Source organism: Neobacillus sp. 19 (genome assembly GCF_049463095.1).
Taxonomy (GTDB): domain Bacteria; phylum Bacillota; class Bacilli; order Bacillales; family Cytobacillaceae; genus Neobacillus.
Map to the genome: position 1 here is coordinate 1 of NZ_JBMPZU010000002.1, position 19,010 is coordinate 19,010.

Below are 19,010 nucleotides of genomic sequence, written 5' to 3' on the forward strand. Positions count from 1 at the left end.
TTGGAAGTTCCCAAGTATTTCCTTTCGTAATCTTGTATAATAGAAATAATAGAAGAAAAAGAAGGAGTGATGAAACCTAATTAACTGAAAAAATTTCTCCTAAATTACTCTTTCCTAACGTTTACTACCAATGTATTTTGGCTATGGTAAAAATATAAGGGAGTGTTACGAATGCGAAGGAAGATTCAACTGGTCATTATCGGTATCATGGTGGTATTGGGTTCATTTTTAGTAACTGGGTGCGGCATGCTTTTTTCAAATGAGTTAATCGTAAATCGCTATGCGGATGCCTTGCTCACTAAGAATAATGAACTCCAATTTCGTTTTCGAATTAACAATGAAATATTAGAAGGGCACCAATTATACAAGGTGAAGATTACCATCCATGATGATAAATTGGCGGCTGCAATCGGTAAAAGAGAAATTATATATGGTGAAGATCAAGTATTAAATGGTGATTATTTAGAAGTGAAAGAAAAAAGCGAAAAGTATATTTTTATGGACCCTCTCCCATTGCAAAAAGATTTACATATTCAAGAGCTAAAAACGATGATTGAGCGGGACCATGCAGTGTCAATTGAAGTATTTAATGATAAAGAGGTATTTGGACGGACGTACCTAACAAATTTTTCATCAGAGTTATAAAAATGGTTTATTTTTTATCCGTAAGGGAAACCATTAAAATGTGCATAAATTTGGAGATGGAGCACAAAGGACCGGACGAGCTGGGGCGTCACGGTCTTTTTTATTTTCCCAATAATAATGGGAGTGATAAAATAAAAGAAAATGAAAAATGAAGGGAAGGATTTGTTTGTTCACTCCAAATAATACGGTAATCGGTTTTATTGGCACAGGTGTAATGGGCAAAAGCATGGCGAGGCATTTTTTATCTGCAGGTTACTCTTTAATTATCTATTCAAGAACAAAAAATAAGGCAAATGACTTAATAGAGAGTGGAGCAATATGGGTAGATACACCAAAAGAAGTCGCAGAAAAGGCCCAAGTTACCTTCACCATGGTTGGCTATCCAAAAGATGTAGAGGAAATATTTTTAGGTGAAAACGGTTTAATTCAACATGGTAAGCAGGGAAGCTATCTTATTGATATGACAACCTCTGCCCCCTCTTTGGCGGTGAAAATCTATGATGCGGCGAGAAAGAAAGGGATCCATACAATTGATGCCCCAGTTTCCGGCGGGGATGTAGGAGCGAGAGATGCGAAGCTCTCCATAATGGTTGGCGGTGAAGCAGAGGCATTTGAGGCGGTTCGCCCGCTGCTTGAATATCTTGGAACAAATATTGTCTATCAAGGGAAGCCGGGAGCCGGCCAGCATACAAAAATGTGTAATCAAATAGCAATCGCATCGAATATGATGGGTGTCTGTGAAGCGATTGTTTATGCTGAAAGAGCAGGATTAAATCCTGAAACGGTTCTGGAAAGTATTACGACCGGTGCGGCCGGAAGCTGGTCATTATCCAATCTCGCCCCAAGAATGTTAAATGGAAATTTCGAGCCTGGATTTTACATAAAGCACTTTATTAAGGATATGAAAATTGCTATAGATGAAGCTGAACGAATGGATATGGATGTTCCTGGATTATCCCTTGCGAAATCTCTATATGACCAATTGGCGGAGAAGGGTGAAGAAAACAGCGGTACGCAGGCTCTCTATAAATATTGGAAGAAATAATCCTGCATGGGCCAAAAACTGGTAAGGATAAAATCCTCCTGACTACAAGAAACTATGATAGAAAATTATGATAGGGGGATTTTATATGGCTAAACGGACGAAAAAGAACGACGCGAAGCAAAAGAACAAAAAAGGTTTCGATTCTGCAGTATTAAATGAAGAATTCGCTCATGAAATAGGATCTGAAGCCACAAATCAAATCCATAAAGACAAAGCTAAAAAAGAGAAGGCACCGAAAAATAACGGAAAATATAAGGGGCAATAATCCCACTAGCAGAAAACCCTCACTTATAATGGTGAGGGTTTTCTGCCTGAATTTAGGACCATTTTTTTAAATATTGCTCTAATCGATTTAGGCCTTCTTCCAAGGTCTCCATTGAACAAGCAAATGACAATCGAAAATATCCTTCACCATACTCGGAAAAAGCACTGCCGGGAACAACAGCCACTTTTGTTTCCTGAACAAGATTAAGGGCAAAATCAAAGCTATTAAGTGGAATTGCCACAGGAATCTTAACAAAGAAGTAAAAGGCCCCATCAGGCTTCACAACAGCAAGCCCCATTGAGAGTAAACGGTTATGTACATATTCCCTTCTTTTGATATATTCCTCTTTCATAGCAGCTGCGTCATCCAATCCCGCTGTTAAAGCTTCATATGCGGCCTTCTGGGCAATTGAATTTGCACAGGACACATTATACTGGTGAACCTTTAAAATATGCTTCGTGATGTTTTCAGGAGCAAATAAAAAGCCAATTCTCCAGCCTGTCATTGAGTGGGATTTCGATAGCCCATTAATTACGATTGTCTTTTCTTTTAAGAAGCTGGCAATCGATGTATGTTTATGATCATAAGAGAGTTCGCTGTAGATTTCATCAGCAAGGACAAAAATATCCTTATCCATTAAAAAGTCTGCGATTTCCTTCAGCTCTTTTTCTGAAAGGCTTACGCCAGTTGGATTGGATGGGTAGGGCAAAACAATACAGCGGGTATTTTCAGTAATATATGGCTTGATTATGTCAATTGTAAAGCGGAATTGATGTTCTCGAATATCAACATGTACAGGCTTTGCACCCATCATTCGAATAACCGGTTCATAGCCTGGATAAATAGGACCTGGCAGGATTACTTCCGCGTCTTCTGTTAAAATGGTCCGAAACGCAATATCAATCGCTTCACTAGCCCCCACGGTTACGATTACTTCAGTTTCGGGAGTGTAATCCAAGCCATATTTTTTATTGACAAAGTGGCAGGAGGCCTCTCTTAATTCAAGGGTACCCGCATTATGTGTATAAGAAGTAAAGTTCTGATTGATTGTGGACACACCAGCTCTTTTCACATGTTCGGGGGTAGGGAAATCGGGCTGTCCAATTGTAAAAGAAATCAGGTCATCCATATGGGCTACCATATTAAAAAATTTTCTAATGCCTGAGATTTCAATGTTTTTCACACGTTGATTAATTAAATGCTCCAATTTTGACGATCCCTTCTCGTAAGGATATTTTACTTTCTAGAATATACTGATTATAGACTATAATCAGGTCTAGATTCTACTGTTAAAGGCGGGTATCTAGAAGAAATAAAAAACGGACCCGAGTTTTCTCAGGGACCGTTTTTTAGGGGTAGGGGAGTCTATATCAAATTGAAAGAGTATTTATTAATATCCATAATCCCAGTCAACTTCGTCTTCATGCCAAAAAACAGGCGAGACAGATCCGAATTCAACTATTTTTTCATCAAGCTTGCAGCTGCAATGATCACAACCACATTGCTCTTTGATTTCTTCGTAAAAGGAGTGTTCAACATCCTCAATAAACGTAATATTCTGCTCTTGGAAAAGAATGGCAGTTCCTTTCATATTCAAGCACCTCTTTATTATTTTTTACTGCATATTGATTAAGTACACCTTATGTATGTATTGTAATTCCGATTGATAAAAGAGTCTATCCAATTGTGATGATGTTCACAAAATCCTCAAAAAGATGTAGCGAAATTTAGACAAGGAGATAAAAGTATACCTTATTCCTCCTGGAAAAGTAAAAGCCAGGAAATGTCTTTTTCCTGACTTTTTCATTGATATTAAGAATAATGCTCGCCTAATTTCTTGAAAATCGGTTTTTGATAGGTGCGTTTGTTCGGTGGGTGATTTTCAAACTCAGTTATTCCGGTGTAGGTTTGCAGCAATGTTTTTGCCGTTGTAAGTGAAAGTGTTGCCTTCGGATTTCTAACACTGCCATCTAATTTGCCCAGATGCGGAAGATCCTGAAAATCCGCTTTTGTTGGTGGGATATGGAAGGTATATCTTCCACATTCAACGAGCACGTCGGACTGCTGTTGGCTATTGCGCGGATTTTGAGAAAAGTGGAGACCTATTTTTCTTGCCTTGCCCTCATTAATCAATTTTTTTAGTGATTCTTGTTTCAATTTGTACAAATATTTGGGGTTCGGTGCTGTTTTTGCATGGCGATTCACGATAAAGACAGCTTGTGCGAGGTTTTCACTGGTTAGACTTATTTTTTTTAGGGGATGTTTCTGATCGTGATTCAACGTATGTTCTCCTTTCATTCTTTTAAAACATCTACATTATACCCTGTTTTCATCTAAATAGAAATATTGTAATTGTTTTTTTGTGCTTTATTCCGATCGGTTAAAGTACGAATTAGTATTGTGAGTTCATCCTATACTACAACCAGGTAATAAAAGTTTTAGTAAAATAATCATTATTTTCTATAAATTACTTTCTTTCAGTTAATTTCATTGTAAAATAGAATTACTAGAATGTAAAAACATTATTGTACAAAATCAGAACTTTTTCTGCTAAAGGATGATTGAATGGATCATGTACATAGTTTATTGACCAATGAATTAGTTTCTGGAAACACCAGTGTGAAAATACAGAAAATCATTTTTGATATCATTTTCCAACATGTGCAGGATATGGTTTTTGTGATGAAGGTTGAGAAGGGGCCAAGATTTCGTTATATATTTGTTAATGAAGCAGGGATGAAAAAAGCAAACCTTACTGTTAAATCAATTGGAAAAACGTTTCAAGAAGTTCTTCCACAGGAGTTTTCCACCTCCTTGCAGCAAAAATATGAACAATTATTAAAAAAAAGAGAAATCATTTTATTTGATGATCAATTTTCCTATGATGATGGAAAAACAGTTTATGGGGAAACCATCTTAACTCCAATTTATAATGATAAAAATACAATCCAATATATCGTTGCTGTAACGAGAGATGTAACAGAATGGTCAATTGAGAAAAATAAAATTGTCGAAAGTGAACAAAGGTATCGTTCCATTATCAATAATAATTTGGATGCTATTTTTACCATCAGCCCGGAAGGGAAAATTCTAGAAGCAAATCCAGCTGCATCTGTCTTAACAGGGTGTTCGGAAAGTCAGATGTTACATCGATCCATATATGATGTTATCAATGATTATGATTTAGTCAAATTTAAAACCCTATTAGAAAAAACTTGTTCAGGTTATGCACTTGAATCACTTGATTGTAAAATTATTCATGCAAAAGGTCATATCCTAATGGTACATATAAAAACAGTCCCGATTGTCATTCATGGAATCATAAACGGACTTTATGTCATATGTAAGGATTTATCAGAGCAGTCGAAGAATATGGAAATGATCAAGTTTATGGCTTTTCATGACCAATTGACGGGGCTGTTAAATAGAAGAGCATTGCTTGAACATTTAAATCAACATATTTATTCCAAAGTTAAAAGCGTGCAGGAGTTTGCGTTAATCTCAATTGATTTAGATCGGTTCAAATATTTAAATGACACGCTTGGGCATTTGGCAGGTGATGAAATATTAAAAAAAGTTGCCGAACGTTTAGGACAATTTCAAAATGAAACATGTTATATATATCGAGTAGGCGGGGATGAGTTCAATATCTTGCTTCTTTCGGCAGACAGAAAGGAAGCCGGCACCTTTGTTAAGAAGGTATTTTCAGTTTTCTCACAATCTTTTTATTTAAATTCACAGGAGTATTTTATATCTACGAGTATTGGGATCAGCATGTTTCCAAATGACGGGAAAGATGCCGAAATGCTGATTAAGAATGCGGATGAGGCCCTTTTTCGTGTGAAGGAAAGAGGAAAGGCGCATTTTCAATTCTACCGGACAGAAATGAATTCCTTTTTCTCCAATGTAGTAACGTTAGAAACGCATCTAAGGAAGGCTATTGACAAAAATGAACTTTCCTTATTTTATCAACCGCAAATTGACCTGACTACCGGTGAGGTCAAAAGTTTTGAGGCTCTGCTTCGCTGGAATGATAGAGAATTTGGTGCTATTTCACCTTCCGTCTTTATTCCGTTGGCTGAGGAGACAGGGTTAATTATCCCAATTGGAAATTGGGTAATTGAAAATGCCTGCGGTCAACTTCACGTATGGAATGAAAAAGGATATACCGATCTGCAGGTGGCGGTAAATATTTCACCAAAGCAGTTACAACATCCAAATCTTGTTCCATTTATTCAATCTATGATTGAAAAATATCAAATCAAGGCATCTTCCTTAGGAATTGAAATTACGGAAGGGACAATGAGTGATATGAAGGAAACGATTCCCATTCTAACGAAAGTGAAGGAATTGGGCGTATCAATATCTGTAGATGATTTTGGGACGGGGTATTCCTCATTAAGCTATCTAAAACAGTTTCCAATAGATTGTTTGAAAATTGATCAATCCTTTATCAGAGATATCCTGAAAAATCATAAGGATGCTGCGATTACGTCAACCATTATCCATCTAGGGAAAAGTCTATGTTTAGAAGTAATTGCCGAGGGTGTGGAAACTAAAAAGCAAGTGGAGTTTCTCTCTCATGCTGGCTGCCATAAAATCCAAGGATTCTACTACTCGAAACCAATCCCAATTGAAGAGGTTGAGCAAAAATTTTTAGGACAAAGGAAAAGCTAAAAATCCTTATCCATTATTGGATAAGGATTTTTTAGTTTTCACCTTTAAATGTGAAAATGGTTAACTCCGGTTTAGACATAAAGCGAAATGGAAGCCGTGTTGTCCCAATCCCTCTATTTACATAGAGGGTTAATGGATTTTCTTCTCCAAGCTGATATAGTCCTTCCGGATATAGTTGAGCGAAGGGGGGGGTAACTAACGCCCCAATCAATGGGATTTTAACCTGTCCACCGTGGCTGTGACCGCTGATTTGCCACTGGATAGGATATTGCGAAGCTGTCTCAGCAAGGTCAGGGGCATGGGATAATAATAGTTTAAAGCGGTTATTCGGTACATCTTTTAAGGCCAATGGCAAATCTGGGGCTCCTAACATCGCATCATCAATTCCCAGCAGATAAATGGTGCTGCCATCCGGCAATTTAATCGGTGCAGATTCATTCAAGAGGACAGTAAAATTAGTTGTCTCCATAATATTACGATAAATGGCAGACCCATAGCCGCCATGGTCATGGTTTCCAAAAATGCAGTATTTACCAAGTGGAGCTTGTAATGTTTCTAAAATGGTCATTAATTTATTCATTTCAGTAAATTTATTCGGCTCGTCCAGCAAATCTCCAGTAAATAAAATAATGTCAGGTTTGAGATTATTTATTTTAGCAGCTAGTTTTTTGAATTGGTCAAGATTGTATTGAAAACCAAGATGGGTATCACTAAATTGAACCATTGTTATTCCGTCGAAGCTTTTTGGAATTAATCGGTGTTTAATTTGCCGCTTTTGAATATCGAGTAGGGAGGGCTCAATTCGATGGGCATAAATATATCCCCCGAACTTAACCCGAGAACGGCAAGAAATGAACCAAATGTACGTTTCAGAAAAGTTCTCCTTGTGTGATCTTTTGCCATTTTTTCTACCAACCTAACTTTTTTTTCACTTTCTAGAAAATAGTAGAGTCCATTTGTATTTTCTTTAATATTAACCTATATTGCAAGCAAAAAGGTCCTTATAAGTGTTTATTCAATAAAGCAAATAAAAATGATTAAAAAAGCAGTCAAAAAAATATGACTGCTTTTATCTATAACTTACCGCACGGCTTTGCAGCGCTTTCCATGAAGAAATAAATCGTTCTTTACCAACTTTCGCTTGTTTCTTTCCTGACAGGGGATCGTTTAGATAGACAAAATTGGCATCATAACCGACCAAGACGACAGCATGTAAATCAAGTGGTGTTTTTATATATTGCTTGCCGTGATACCAGCCTTCCCAGCGATCAGGGAGACGGTAATCCCCTGTTGTCCAAACAACTACAGGATAGCCGGCAGAAACATGTTCCAGAACCTTTTCAAAAGGTTGGTTAGTTAAATTCACTGCTCTCCCAGGCAGTTTTTGGTTTATTAAATTGATCATCGGTTGATCAAAAACCGCATATCCCGCCTGTTTGCCAGTCATATCCCCAACGAATCCATCGGCCGGATTCCCCCAATGTAAGATATCCCCTGCCGCTGATTTAATTAGCGGATCTGGATCTTTTTGAATAGCTTGGTACAGGTCCATTTTAGTTGTTTTAACGCCTGCATATTGGAGGACCATTGTTAGACTGGTCACTTCGCACCCATACCGGAGCTCCGGATTTTGATTAATTTGAATGACATCAAGCATGATTGATTCCTTTATTGGAGTTGGCTTAACGGTGTTTTCAATATTTCTATCCTTTCAGGAATCATCAATTGGTTATTAAGATCTTTTGTCGTATAGGATTTATTATTTTTCCCGTTCGGGGATGGCGCTTGAGATTTTGTTTGTACAGGTGCCTTTACAGGTGCTGATCTTTTATTTGTATTGGCTTGAAAGTGACTGCATCCAATCATTAGCAAGATTGAGGCAAAAATAAAAATCCTCTTCAACACTTGACCTCCTTTGATGGAGCTTGGATATAGGATATGATTGTATCCTTGCAGATATAATGGTATTCTTTTGGCAAAGAACGCGAAGCTTGATTATAGCGTATGGTATTATGAAAATTATTTTTTTGGAGGAACTTGGATGGATGCATTGGAAATTCTATCGGATCTTGAAAATTGTATACCGTATTTTCAACCGATTTTTAGTGCCGATGAGCAATGTGTCATCGCTTATGAGGTATTGGGGCGTTATCAATCAGAGGGTGGAATAATAAGCTTAGGCCCTTTCTTTCAGGATGATCAGATCCCTGATGAATATAAGTTTGAAGTGGATTTACTAATAGTGAAAAAGGCACTCGAAAAGGCACTTCAGCTTGATGAAAATATAAGTGTCTTTTTGAATCGAAATGCGGAATTATTAATGTATGGCCATGGTGAACCTTTTTTACAGGAGCTTATAGCATTTGAAAAGAGGGGATTAAGTTTAAACCGCATTGTTCTGGAAATTTCTGATCGGAATTACCATGGTGATTTGGATCAATTTGATCATCTCCTGCAATATTACCGGACATATGGGATTAAAATTGCTATATCTAGTATTGGGAGCGAAAGTCATTACTTTGAACGAATCGGCCAGCTTGAACCTGATATAATAAAAATCAATCTTCAGGCATTAAAATCTACTGCAACAGGTATAAATTTTAATGATGTCTTATTTGCGTTGTCACTCTTGGCAAGAAAAATTGGTGCAACCCTATTGTTTGAAAACATTGAAATGAGTTACCAGCTGCAATTTGCCTGGAAAAATGGCGGTCACTTTTATCAGGGGTTTTATTTACATCCGCCTGAAGCTGAATTTATAAAACATGATATATTAAAATATCGCTTAAAAGAAAAATTTCATGATTTTATTTCATACGAAAAACGAAAATTAGAGGCAGTCTTTACGACAGCAGAATTTTTTCAAGCGACGGTTCAGGAAATTGTTGTGAAAAACAGGAAGTCAGGTTACGAGAACCTGTTCCAAGCACTCGTAAAGGAAATGGATGGTATTGCTTTCCGCATGTACGTTTGTGACGAGGATGGTTTTCAAAAGTCGGAAAATATTTTCAAAGGTACCAATGGCTGGAGTACACAGCCTGAATATTTAAATAAAAATTGGAGTTGGCGCCCGTATTTTTTAGAAAATATCATAAAGATGCGTCATGAACGAAAAGGAAGGTTATCTGATTTGTATTGTGACATTGAAACAGGTGAGACCATTCGGACGTTTTCTTTTCCTGTTAACGAAAATGATTATTTGTTTATCGATATATCCTACCAATATTTATTTGAGCATGACGAATTACTGTAAGAATGCACCTGTATAGAATGATTCACGGAGTGGCAATTTAAGTGTAACGACCATTAGAAGGAGACTTGCTCATGAATCTTTTCGTTAACATTCTGGCCATTGCGATTGTCGCTATTCTTGCGGTATCTCTTTTATATACCTTTGTTGTCGCTAGACAGCAAAAGACGGTAGAAGGGGAATTCGATTCAAAAATTGCTAAACCGGTACAAGGGAATGTATATTTAAGAAATCCAATTTTCCTGGCATATGGAATTTTTTTTGCACTACTTCTTTTTATAGTTCTATTCGTCGCCATAACCTTTTTATAATAGGCCTCAGCATCGAGAGGCCTATTTTTTCTATTCTATTTTTAAAAAAAATCCCCATTTATTTTATTTTTACTTGGACAAATGGTGTCTATTATTTTATTCTTTTAATATTGGCATATAAAAAGAACTACTTGTAAAATTCTAGAAAAAATCCATCAGGATAGAAATATGCCAAATGAGAAACATAACTGTAAACAGTTTGTTTTGGGTTTGAAAGGGAGGATAAGCCTATGTCACAGCTGCAAGGTATATTAACAAGATTAAAAAACCTTCAGGAACAATCTACTAGTGGTGAGCCGGCGCAACGCTATTTCGAGGTAAATGGCGAAAGAAAGTGTCAGGTAACATTTCATCCAAAAACGGAAACGTTTGAATTAGAAATATATAACGAAAAGGAAAAGCCGAAGCGTTATCAATTTGATAATATTGATATGATTACCATTGAAATATTTGATTTGATTCAATAGGGACCATTATTGGTTCCTTCTTTTTATGTAGAAAACGCTTCAAAATTAACCTGATCACTAAAAACTATGATAAAATAGGTCTGTAGAAAAACAAACATTGAGGAGTTTTCGGTGATGATCAGTCTTCCCAGTGGAGAATTTTTAGAGTTAACAATAAAAGAATTAATGATTCCTTCAGAGCGGGTTGCTCATGTGCAGCTTGGAAATAATCTCGAACATGCATTGTTGGTCCTTACGAAAAGCGGATATACTGCCATTCCTGTATTGGATCCGCATTACAAACTGCATGGGTTAATAAGCACGCCCATTATTATGGATTCGATACTTGGGCTTGAACGGATTGAATTTGAACAGCTTGAAAATAAACGGGTGGAAGAGGTCATGAAAAGCTTGATTCCACGAGTGGTTATTTCTGAGTCGCTGATTGTGTGCCTGGATGTGCTTGTCAATCATCCGTTTCTATGCGTTGAAAATGAAGATGGCTTTTTTGAAGGGATATTACCCAGAAGCACGGTTTTAAATCAATTAAATAAAATTGTAAAAAGATTTAAAAAGTAGTTGATATTTAGGCTCCCATAAAGGGAGCTATATTTTTTCTCTTTGAGGTGTAATGATGGATACAGATGTTGGAAAATCTGCTGTAAACAGGACAAAAAAACCGCTTGTGCTGGCCGCAGTGATGCTGGCCATGTTTATGGGAGCAATTGAAGCAACGATTGTATCAACTGCGATGCCGGCAATTGTTGCAGATTTGGGAGGATTTACACATTATAGCTGGGTGTTCTCTGCATATCTTTTAATGAATTCTGTCACCGTCTTGATATATGGAAAACTTTCAGATTTATTTGGCCGAAAGCCTATACTTACCATTGGAATTATTATTTTTCTAATCGGTTCGGTCCTTTGCGGCTTTGCTGGATCAATGAAGACATTGATCATTTATCGATTAATCCAAGGGTTCGGAGCGGGGGCTGTCACACCTATTGCGACAACTATTGTGGGTGATATTTACTCGAAAGAAGAAAGAGCGAAAATACAAGGGTACCTTTCAAGTGTATGGGGGATTTCGGCTATTACTGGACCAGCAGTCGGCGGTTTACTTGTCCAATATGCCAGCTGGCATTATGTCTTTTGGATAAACATCCCCCTTGGGATTCTCTCATTAGTTGGATTATGGCTTTTCTTACATGAAAATGTTGAAAAGAAAAAACATGAAATAGATTACCTGGGGGCCATTCTTTTAACGATCACGATTTCGACACTTATGTTTGTCCTTATCGATGGAAGCAGGTTGGGGGCTTGGCAGATGGTTAGTTTGATGGTTTTGTCGGGACTTGCTTTGTTGGCCTTTATTTTTCAAGAAGGGCGTGCATCTGAACCAGTTATGCCATTTTCAATTTGGAAAGAACGCTCCATTTTTATCGCTAATATTACATCACTGACAACTGGCGTTATGTTAATCGGCATTTCGAGCTTTTTACCGGCTTTTGTACAGGGTGTAATGGAACAAACTCCAATTGTCGCCGGGTTTACACTTACTACGATGTCAATCGGCTGGCCAATCGCATCCGCACTTTCGGGACGGATGCTGATCACAATCGGGTACCGGAAAACCTCAATCATTGGAGGGGCATTCTTACTGATTGGGAGTATTGCTTTCGTTACGATGTCGGCTTCTTCGGGTCCGATATGGGCAGCTGCGGGCTCCTTTTTCGTTGGTGTGGGCATGGGGCTGACATCTACTGCATTTATCGTCTCGATTCAAAGCACTGTTGCTTGGCAGCAGAGGGGAATAGCGACAGCAGCGAATATGTTTATGCGGAATTTGGGCAGTACAATTGGTGTTGCTTTATTAGGAGGAATCCTTAATAACCGTATGGTCCATTATTTTAGGCAAAATGATAAGACATTAACAGTCGATGACACTAATATTCTCTTAAAAGCAAGTGAACGGGACAAACTGACGGATTCAGTCAAGAATATTTTACAGGAGGGACTGGCATTTTCCTTACACACAGTTTATTATGTTGTTCTCACCTGTGCTTTAATAAGTTTGCTATTGATATTATTTATACCTAAAAAGAGAAAGGGCGCTGTGTAAACCAGGCTTTATAAGGAGGGATTTTCTTGTCCTCATTATCAGAATTCCAATTATTATCTGTTTTGGCACAGGAAATGAATATGCGTAAAGCATCGGAAAGATTGTTTGTTTCGCAGCCAGCTCTTTCCCAGCGGCTGCAAACAATCGAAAAAGAGTGGGGAACAAAACTGTTTATTCGTTCACAAAAAGGGCTTGCACTTACCCCGGCCGGGGAGCATGTCATCGATTTCGTCAATGATGTCCTGAATAAACAAGAAAAGGTCCGCGAAACGATCTATTCTCTCCAAGCAGGAATTTCCGGAACATTAAAAATTGCTGTAGCATCTATTGTGGGACAAAATTGGCTTCCGCAAGTATTGAAAAAATTTATTGATAGGTATCCGCAAGCCAAGATTTCATTAATTACAGGATGGAGCAGCGAAATTCTTAAATGCTTATATGAAGATCAGGTACATATAGGGATTATCCGTGGAACTCCGGATTGGAAAGGGATAAAGGTCCATCTCTTTAACGATCCGCTTTATTTGGTTGATCGGGAAATTACCCGGCCTGAACAAGTAATCGCAACTGACCGTCCGTTTATTCAATTTAAAAGTGATTCAAATTATTATCAGGAGATTCAAGATTGGTGGATGCGAAACTTTAAAACGTCTCCAAAGAGGACAGTTGTAGTAGACCAAATTGAAACATGTAAGCAAATGGCTTTTAATGGAATTGGCTATGCCATTTTGCCGGCAATTACATTGAGAAAGGCTGAAAACGATATTTTCAAAATACCGCTTGTAAATGAGAATAACGAGCCCTTAAAACGTGATACATGGCTGTTAGGGTATGAGTCATCCTTCCAATTAAAGCAAGTTTCCGCATTCGTCGAGTTAATCAAGGAGCACATCGCTGAATCTTCTGAAGATTAGTTTGTTTTTCTTGTTTTCATCACTTTTGTTTGATAAAGTATTTTCAGTACATATTTATAGGGGGTAAGCATAATGAAAATGATGGATGCGAATGAAATTATCGCTTTTATTCAAAATAGTAAAAAAGCAACACCTGTTAAGGTTTATTTGAAAGGTGAATTAGAAGGAATTGAATTTGGAAGCGAAACAAAAGCTTTTATCAATGGCAGTACTGGTGTTGTTTTTGGAGAATGGGCTGAAATTAATGCTGTGATAGAAGAAAATAAGTCGAAAATTGAAGATTTTGTGGTGGAAACTGACCGCCGCAATTCAGCTATTCCATTGTTAGATACAAAATATATTAATGCTCGTATTGAGCCTGGTGTTACAATCCGAGACCAGGTTGAAATTGGTGATAATGCCGTTATTATGATGGGGGCTGTTATCAATATCGGAGCGGTTATTGGCGAAAAATCGATGATTGATATGGGAGCTGTCCTCGGCGGCAGAGCTACTGTTGGTAAGAACTGTCATATTGGAGCCGGGACTGTTTTAGCAGGTGTCATTGAGCCGCCATCTGCGAAGCCTGTTATTATCGAAGATGATGTTTTAATTGGTGCCAATGCTGTTGTTCTTGAAGGTGTAACAGTGGGTACAGGTTCTGTCGTTGCTGCCGGAGCGGTTGTCACTCAAGATGTAGCTCCATACACAGTAGTGGCAGGGATGCCAGCAAGAAAAATTAAAGACATTGACGAAAAAACGAAATCAAAAACAGAAATCATGCAAGAGCTTCGTCAACTGTAAGAAAAGCGGAAGTGCCCTGGTCAGCGGCGTATGGCCTGGAGCGCTCCAACTGAGATAAAGGAAACACGAAGAGCCTGAGGCGCATTCGTGCTTGACTTATCGTAGGGCGGAGTGCGAAGGACACTAGCCGCTAGGGCGCTGAGCTAGACAATTCTCGAAGTAAGACCTTTATTTTATTTTTATTAAACTAGTACGGCGTGGGATTCTATTCCACGCCTTTTTATAAAGGAGAGATAATATGGATTCCTTAATCAAAATCCGTAGAGATCTGCATCAAATTCCGGAACTCGGTTTTCAAGAATATAAAACGCAGGCCTATTTATTGTCATACATACAGTCATTGCCAGAGGAGCGAGTTTCAATAAAAGAATGGCGGACAGGCTTATTTGTAAAAGTTCATGGGCTCAACCCCGATAAAATAATTGGATATCGAACAGATATTGATGGTCTCCCTATTAGTGAAGAAACCGGTTTATCCTTTTCTTCATCCCATGGGACCAATATGCATGCCTGTGGTCATGATTTTCATATGACAATTGCCCTTGGGGTCCTGACACATTTTGTCGAAAATCCCATAAGTGATGACCTCTTGTTTGTTTTTCAACCTGCTGAGGAAGGGCCAGGTGGAGCGGAGCCCATGCTGGCTTCGGAGGAAATGCGGGAATGGATGCCCGATATGATTTTTGCGCTCCATATAGCACCGGAGTATCCTGTTGGAACCATCGCCTTAAAAGAAGGATTATTATTTGCGAATACGTCAGAATTGTTTATCGATCTTAGGGGGAAGGGGGGACATGCTGCATACCCACACCAAACAAATGATATGGTAATCGCAGCATGTACGCTCGTCAATCAGTTGCAAACCATTGTATCAAGGAATGTAAACCCATTGGATAGTGCCGTCATTACTATTGGCAAAATAACTGGTGGAACGGTACAAAATATTATTGCCGAAACAGCTAGGCTTGAAGGAACGATTCGTACCTTATCACCAGAATCGATGAAAAAGGTTAAGCATCGTATTGAAGCAGTAGTAAAAGGAATTGAAACGGGCTTTGAATGTGAAGCCGTTATTGACTATGGTTCAATGTACCATCAGGTTTATAACACGGAATCGATCACAAGAGAATTTATTCACTTTTTGCAGCAGAAACCAGATATAACAGTTATCGAATGTACAGAAGCGATGACGGGCGAGGATTTTGGTTATATGCTAAAAGAAATACCTGGGTTCATGTTCTGGCTTGGGGTTGATTCCCCGTTTGGGCTGCATCATGCTAAATTAAACCCAAATGAAGCTGCGATTGATGTTGCTGTAAGGCTCATGACAAGCTATCTAACGTATAAAGGGAATAGGTAAAGACTTTACTTTTTAAAGTCATTTTATTTTGTTCTACTGGTTAATCATGTTAAAATTTAATGGAATACTGTTAGAAATTGTCGTTTATTCTCATGGATTATAGGTAAAACTGAAATGGGAATGCAGCAAAAACTTGTTTCATTAATTTATTTGGAGGGATTAACATGCCAGAACGTATGGTAGGCAAACAAGCTCCACGCTTTGAAATGGACGCTGTAATGCCAAACAAAGAATTTAAAAAAGTCAGTCTTGAAGAAAACATGAAAAATGATAAATGGACGGTATTGTTCTTCTATCCAATGGATTTTACATTTGTATGTCCAACTGAAATCACTGCAATGTCAGATCGTTTTGAAGAGTTTGATGATCTAGATGCAGTTGTTATTGGAGCATCAACTGACACAATCCATACACATCTAGCATGGATTAAAACAGACCGTAAAGAAAACGGCCTTGGTGATTTAAACTATCCACTTGCAGCAGATACAAACCATGTTGTTGCACGGGACTACGGAGTATTAATTGAAGAAGAAGGTATCGCTCTACGCGGTTTATTTATCATCAGCCCAGAAGGAGAATTAATGTATTCTGTTGTAAATCACAACAATATCGGCCGTGACGTTGATGAAACCCTGCGTGTGCTTCAAGCATTGCAAACTGGTGGCCTTTGCCCGGCGAACTGGAAGCCTGGACAAGCTACGTTAAACGTATAAATAAGAAAAGCGGAAGCGCCCGTTTAGCGGCGTATGGACTAGACCGCTCCGACTGAGATAAAGGAAACACGGAGAGCGTTAGCGGTCCGATGTTGACTTATCGTAGGGAGGAGAGGGCTAGTACACTAGCCGCTGGGTGCTGGTGCTGGACAATTCTCAAAGTCCAAAGGTATAAATTCTAATCAATTGATAGACCTAACCTTATACAGTGTTAGGTCTATTTTAAAAAGGGGGCAAGACAAATGAAATTACGTGAACCAATGCCGGAGTTAACTGGGGCTGTCGAATGGTTAAACGGCCAAGTAACCAAAGATGATCTTATCGGTGAAAAACCTACATTGATTCATTTTTGGTCTATTAGCTGTCATTTGTGTAAAGAAGCGATGCCGCAGGTAAATCAATTCCGTGATGATTTTAAAGAGAAGCTAAACGTCGTTGCGGTCCATATGCCGCGTTCGGAAGATGATTTGAATCTGGAAGAAATTAAGAAAGTTGCCGCAGAACACGGGATCACTCAGCCAATCTTTGTAGACAGTGAGCATAAATTAACAGAAGCACTGGAGAATCAATATGTCCCTGCCTATTATGTTTTCGATCGTGAAGGCAAGCTCCGTCACTTCCAAGCGGGAGGGAGCGGAATGAAGATGCTTGAGAAACGTGTCAACCGTGTACTGGATGAGTTAGAAAAAACGGAATAAAAAGAAAAGAAAAAGTTGTTCGTTTTCATAACGGACAGCTTTTTTTGTGTAACCTTGCCTCCTATTTATCGTCGGTATTAGTAATTATGATAGAGAAAAAGGGGTGTAGTCATTGAAAAAGTTAATCAGGGCATGTCCAATTTTAATAATGGCTGTATTATTAGGATTAGCTGGCTGTAGTGCAGGCAATAAGAGTGATAGTGCAAAAATGAATAGGGAAAGTAAAACAGAAATGGATACATCACAGGCCGGCAGCGGGGAGCAGGCAGCTTTATTCAATAACGATAAAGCAAAGGAAAATCAAACAGCAGGAGCGGCAACTATTGAAGTTACCAACAAGATGGTTATCTATCAGGCAGACCTTCAGCTGCGGGTAAAAAAATTTGAGCAAACTGTTCGAAGCTTGGAGGAAAAAGCAGAGAAATATGGCGGCTATATAGCCGAATCCACAGTGGCGAGAGAAGGTAAAGAGCAGGTGAGCGGCAGTCTAAGAATAAGGATTCCCCAAAAGCACTTTCAAGACTTTTTACACGATGCTGAAGGGCAAGCGGCTGAGGTCCTGCAGAGGAATATTAGCGGGCAGGATGTAACGGAGCAGTATGTCGACCTTGAATCCAGATTAAAATCAAAAAAGGCCGTTGAGGAAAGATTGCTGACATTTATGCAGGGGGCAGCAAAAACAGAGGATTTACTTAAAATTTCAGCAGACCTGGCAGCCGTTCAGGAAGAAATTGAGACGATTCAAGGTAAAATGAAGTTTTTAGAAAACCAAACCTCGTTTTCAACTGTGACCATTACCCTTTACGAAAATAAGGTAATTGTTCCTGCCATTGATAATGATCAACTAAATACTTGGGAGAAAACGAAAAAACAGTTTATGAAAAGCACCAATATGTTATTGGCGGGCCTGTCAGGATTAGTAGTATTTATTATTGGAAATATACCTGTGCTGGCAATAATATTTATAATTGTGTTTCTCATTCTCTTTTCCTATAAAAAAAGAAAAAGAAATCGGCAGGGGTAAACGGAGATAACTCTCTCTATTAAAAAAGGATGAAGAGTGCTAAAATATACAACATATCAAATCATTGTTGTTATCGGGGGAGTAATTTATGAAGAAGAGTTTTGCGGTAATTGGACTTGGCCGGTTTGGCGGCAGTATTTGCCGCACTTTAACCGATGAAGGAATGGAAGTACTGGGGATTGATGCGGATGAAGAACGTGTTAATGAATTTGCTATGATTGCTTCCCATGCCGTGGTTGGTGATACAACGGATGAGAATGTATTGAAGAGTTTAGGGATTCGTAATTTCGATCATGTGATCGTTGCGATTGGTGATGATATACAGGCAAGCATCCTCACTACGCTTATTTTAAAAGAGCTAGGGGTCGCTTGTGTTACGGCAAAGGCGCAAAATGATTACCATGAAAAGGTCCTTCGCAAAATTGGTGCAGACCATGTGGTACATCCTGAGAGGGATATGGGGAAACGGATTGCCCACAATATGGCTTCCAGTAATGTTGTCGACTATCTTGAACTTTCCGATGAACATAGCATTGTTGAAATTGTCGCAAATGAACGGTTAAGCGGGCGAACAATAATAGATATGGATATCCGCAAAAAATATGGGCTTAATATTGTAGCTATTAAAAGAGGGGAAGAAATCATCGTTTCTCCACAAGCGAAGGAAACACTTTTTGTTAATGATGTTTTAATCGTAATTGGTACAGATACCGACATCGACAGATTCGAAAGAAAAGTCCTTGAATAAAAAACGGAA

At 38.5% G+C, this 19,010-nt stretch carries 22 protein-coding genes; 16 read left to right on the forward strand and 6 right to left on the reverse strand.

The annotated features are described in order from the left end of the window. Window positions 1–171 precede the first annotated feature (171 nt). The 3 genes from ACO1D1_RS00325 to ACO1D1_RS00335 all read left to right on the forward strand — a co-directional run bounded on the left by ACO1D1_RS00325 (window position 172) and on the right by ACO1D1_RS00335 (window position 1,955). Window positions 172–645, forward strand: coding sequence for a hypothetical protein (locus ACO1D1_RS00325; protein ID WP_149869421.1), 474 nt, complete (start codon window positions 172–174; stop codon window positions 643–645). Between the two features lie 166 nt (window positions 646–811). Beyond that, window positions 812–1,690, forward strand: coding sequence for an NAD(P)-dependent oxidoreductase (locus ACO1D1_RS00330; RefSeq protein ID WP_149869422.1), 879 nt, complete (start codon window positions 812–814; stop codon window positions 1,688–1,690). An 85-nt stretch (window positions 1,691–1,775) separates the two neighbouring features. Next, window positions 1,776–1,955, forward strand: a complete 180-nt coding sequence (locus ACO1D1_RS00335; protein WP_149869423.1) for a hypothetical protein — start codon at window positions 1,776–1,778, stop codon at window positions 1,953–1,955. A gap of 52 nt (window positions 1,956–2,007) precedes the next feature. Here the strand turns inward: ACO1D1_RS00335 and ACO1D1_RS00340 are convergent, their stop codons facing one another. The 3 genes from ACO1D1_RS00340 to ACO1D1_RS00350 all read right to left on the reverse strand — a co-directional run bounded on the left by ACO1D1_RS00340 (window position 2,008) and on the right by ACO1D1_RS00350 (window position 4,235). Further along, window positions 2,008–3,162, reverse strand: coding sequence for an aminotransferase A (locus ACO1D1_RS00340; protein WP_423334579.1), 1,155 nt, complete (start codon window positions 3,160–3,162; stop codon window positions 2,008–2,010). Between the two features lie 183 nt (window positions 3,163–3,345). Beyond that, window positions 3,346–3,546: a hypothetical protein gene (locus tag ACO1D1_RS00345; RefSeq protein ID WP_149869425.1), complete on the reverse strand. Its 201-nt coding sequence runs from the start codon at window positions 3,544–3,546 to the stop codon at window positions 3,346–3,348. A 221-nt stretch (window positions 3,547–3,767) separates the two neighbouring features. Further along, window positions 3,768–4,235, reverse strand: coding sequence for a YkyB family protein (locus ACO1D1_RS00350; protein WP_223820925.1), 468 nt, complete (start codon window positions 4,233–4,235; stop codon window positions 3,768–3,770). A gap of 285 nt (window positions 4,236–4,520) precedes the next feature. Here ACO1D1_RS00350 and ACO1D1_RS00355 point away from each other — a divergent pair, with 285 nt between their 5' ends. Continuing rightward, the gene (locus ACO1D1_RS00355; RefSeq protein ID WP_423334580.1) at window positions 4,521–6,632 is read left to right on the forward strand and encodes an EAL domain-containing protein; all 2,112 of its coding nucleotides are present in this window, start codon (window positions 4,521–4,523) and stop codon (window positions 6,630–6,632) included. A gap of 31 nt (window positions 6,633–6,663) precedes the next feature. On the opposite strand, the gene ACO1D1_RS00360 is transcribed toward ACO1D1_RS00355, so the two are convergent. The 3 genes from ACO1D1_RS00360 to ACO1D1_RS00370 all read right to left on the reverse strand — a co-directional run bounded on the left by ACO1D1_RS00360 (window position 6,664) and on the right by ACO1D1_RS00370 (window position 8,534). Further along, window positions 6,664–7,356, reverse strand: coding sequence for a metallophosphoesterase (locus ACO1D1_RS00360; protein WP_423334581.1), 693 nt, complete (start codon window positions 7,354–7,356; stop codon window positions 6,664–6,666). 345 nt (window positions 7,357–7,701) lie between these two features. Next, window positions 7,702–8,289 (reverse strand): C39 family peptidase, encoded by a 588-nt coding sequence (locus ACO1D1_RS00365; protein WP_423334582.1) that lies wholly within the window; start codon window positions 8,287–8,289, stop codon window positions 7,702–7,704. An 11-nt stretch (window positions 8,290–8,300) separates the two neighbouring features. After that, on the reverse strand, window positions 8,301–8,534 hold the full coding sequence (locus ACO1D1_RS00370; RefSeq protein WP_423334583.1) for a hypothetical protein: 234 nt from the start codon (window positions 8,532–8,534) through the stop codon (window positions 8,301–8,303). 139 nt (window positions 8,535–8,673) lie between these two features. On the opposite strand from ACO1D1_RS00370, the gene ACO1D1_RS00375 reads away from it, so the two are divergent. The 12 genes from ACO1D1_RS00375 to ACO1D1_RS00430 all read left to right on the forward strand — a co-directional run bounded on the left by ACO1D1_RS00375 (window position 8,674) and on the right by ACO1D1_RS00430 (window position 19,001). Further along, the gene (locus ACO1D1_RS00375; RefSeq protein ID WP_423334584.1) at window positions 8,674–9,885 is read left to right on the forward strand and encodes an EAL-associated domain-containing protein; all 1,212 of its coding nucleotides are present in this window, start codon (window positions 8,674–8,676) and stop codon (window positions 9,883–9,885) included. Between the two features lie 71 nt (window positions 9,886–9,956). Further along, window positions 9,957–10,193, forward strand: coding sequence for a hypothetical protein (locus ACO1D1_RS00380; RefSeq protein WP_149869429.1), 237 nt, complete (start codon window positions 9,957–9,959; stop codon window positions 10,191–10,193). A 230-nt stretch (window positions 10,194–10,423) separates the two neighbouring features. Next, a complete protein-coding gene (locus ACO1D1_RS00385) occupies window positions 10,424–10,660 on the forward strand; it encodes a YkuJ family protein (RefSeq protein ID WP_098526949.1) in 237 nt (78 codons plus the stop codon). A gap of 114 nt (window positions 10,661–10,774) precedes the next feature. Continuing rightward, window positions 10,775–11,218: a cyclic-di-AMP-binding protein CbpB gene (gene cbpB, locus ACO1D1_RS00390; protein ID WP_149869430.1), complete on the forward strand. Its 444-nt coding sequence runs from the start codon at window positions 10,775–10,777 to the stop codon at window positions 11,216–11,218. 55 nt (window positions 11,219–11,273) lie between these two features. Beyond that, on the forward strand, window positions 11,274–12,761 hold the full coding sequence (locus ACO1D1_RS00395) for an MDR family MFS transporter (protein WP_423334594.1): 1,488 nt from the start codon (window positions 11,274–11,276) through the stop codon (window positions 12,759–12,761). 26 nt (window positions 12,762–12,787) lie between these two features. Then, window positions 12,788–13,675: a LysR family transcriptional regulator gene (locus ACO1D1_RS00400; RefSeq protein WP_149869432.1), complete on the forward strand. Its 888-nt coding sequence runs from the start codon at window positions 12,788–12,790 to the stop codon at window positions 13,673–13,675. Window positions 13,676–13,747: 72 nt separating this feature from the next. Continuing rightward, on the forward strand, window positions 13,748–14,458 hold the full coding sequence (gene dapD / locus ACO1D1_RS00405) for a 2,3,4,5-tetrahydropyridine-2,6-dicarboxylate N-acetyltransferase (RefSeq protein ID WP_149869433.1): 711 nt from the start codon (window positions 13,748–13,750) through the stop codon (window positions 14,456–14,458). A gap of 238 nt (window positions 14,459–14,696) precedes the next feature. After that, window positions 14,697–15,818 (forward strand): N-acetyldiaminopimelate deacetylase, encoded by a 1,122-nt coding sequence (locus tag ACO1D1_RS00410; protein WP_149869434.1) that lies wholly within the window; start codon window positions 14,697–14,699, stop codon window positions 15,816–15,818. A 164-nt stretch (window positions 15,819–15,982) separates the two neighbouring features. Further along, a complete protein-coding gene (locus tag ACO1D1_RS00415; RefSeq protein ID WP_149869435.1) occupies window positions 15,983–16,531 on the forward strand; it encodes a peroxiredoxin in 549 nt (182 codons plus the stop codon). Between the two features lie 242 nt (window positions 16,532–16,773). Then, window positions 16,774–17,229, forward strand: coding sequence for a TlpA disulfide reductase family protein (locus ACO1D1_RS00420; RefSeq protein ID WP_149869436.1), 456 nt, complete (start codon window positions 16,774–16,776; stop codon window positions 17,227–17,229). 112 nt (window positions 17,230–17,341) lie between these two features. Further along, a complete protein-coding gene (locus ACO1D1_RS00425; protein WP_149869437.1) occupies window positions 17,342–18,253 on the forward strand; it encodes a DUF4349 domain-containing protein in 912 nt (303 codons plus the stop codon). A gap of 88 nt (window positions 18,254–18,341) precedes the next feature. Next, window positions 18,342–19,001: a potassium channel family protein gene (locus ACO1D1_RS00430; protein ID WP_149869438.1), complete on the forward strand. Its 660-nt coding sequence runs from the start codon at window positions 18,342–18,344 to the stop codon at window positions 18,999–19,001. Window positions 19,002–19,010: the final 9 nt, after the last annotated feature.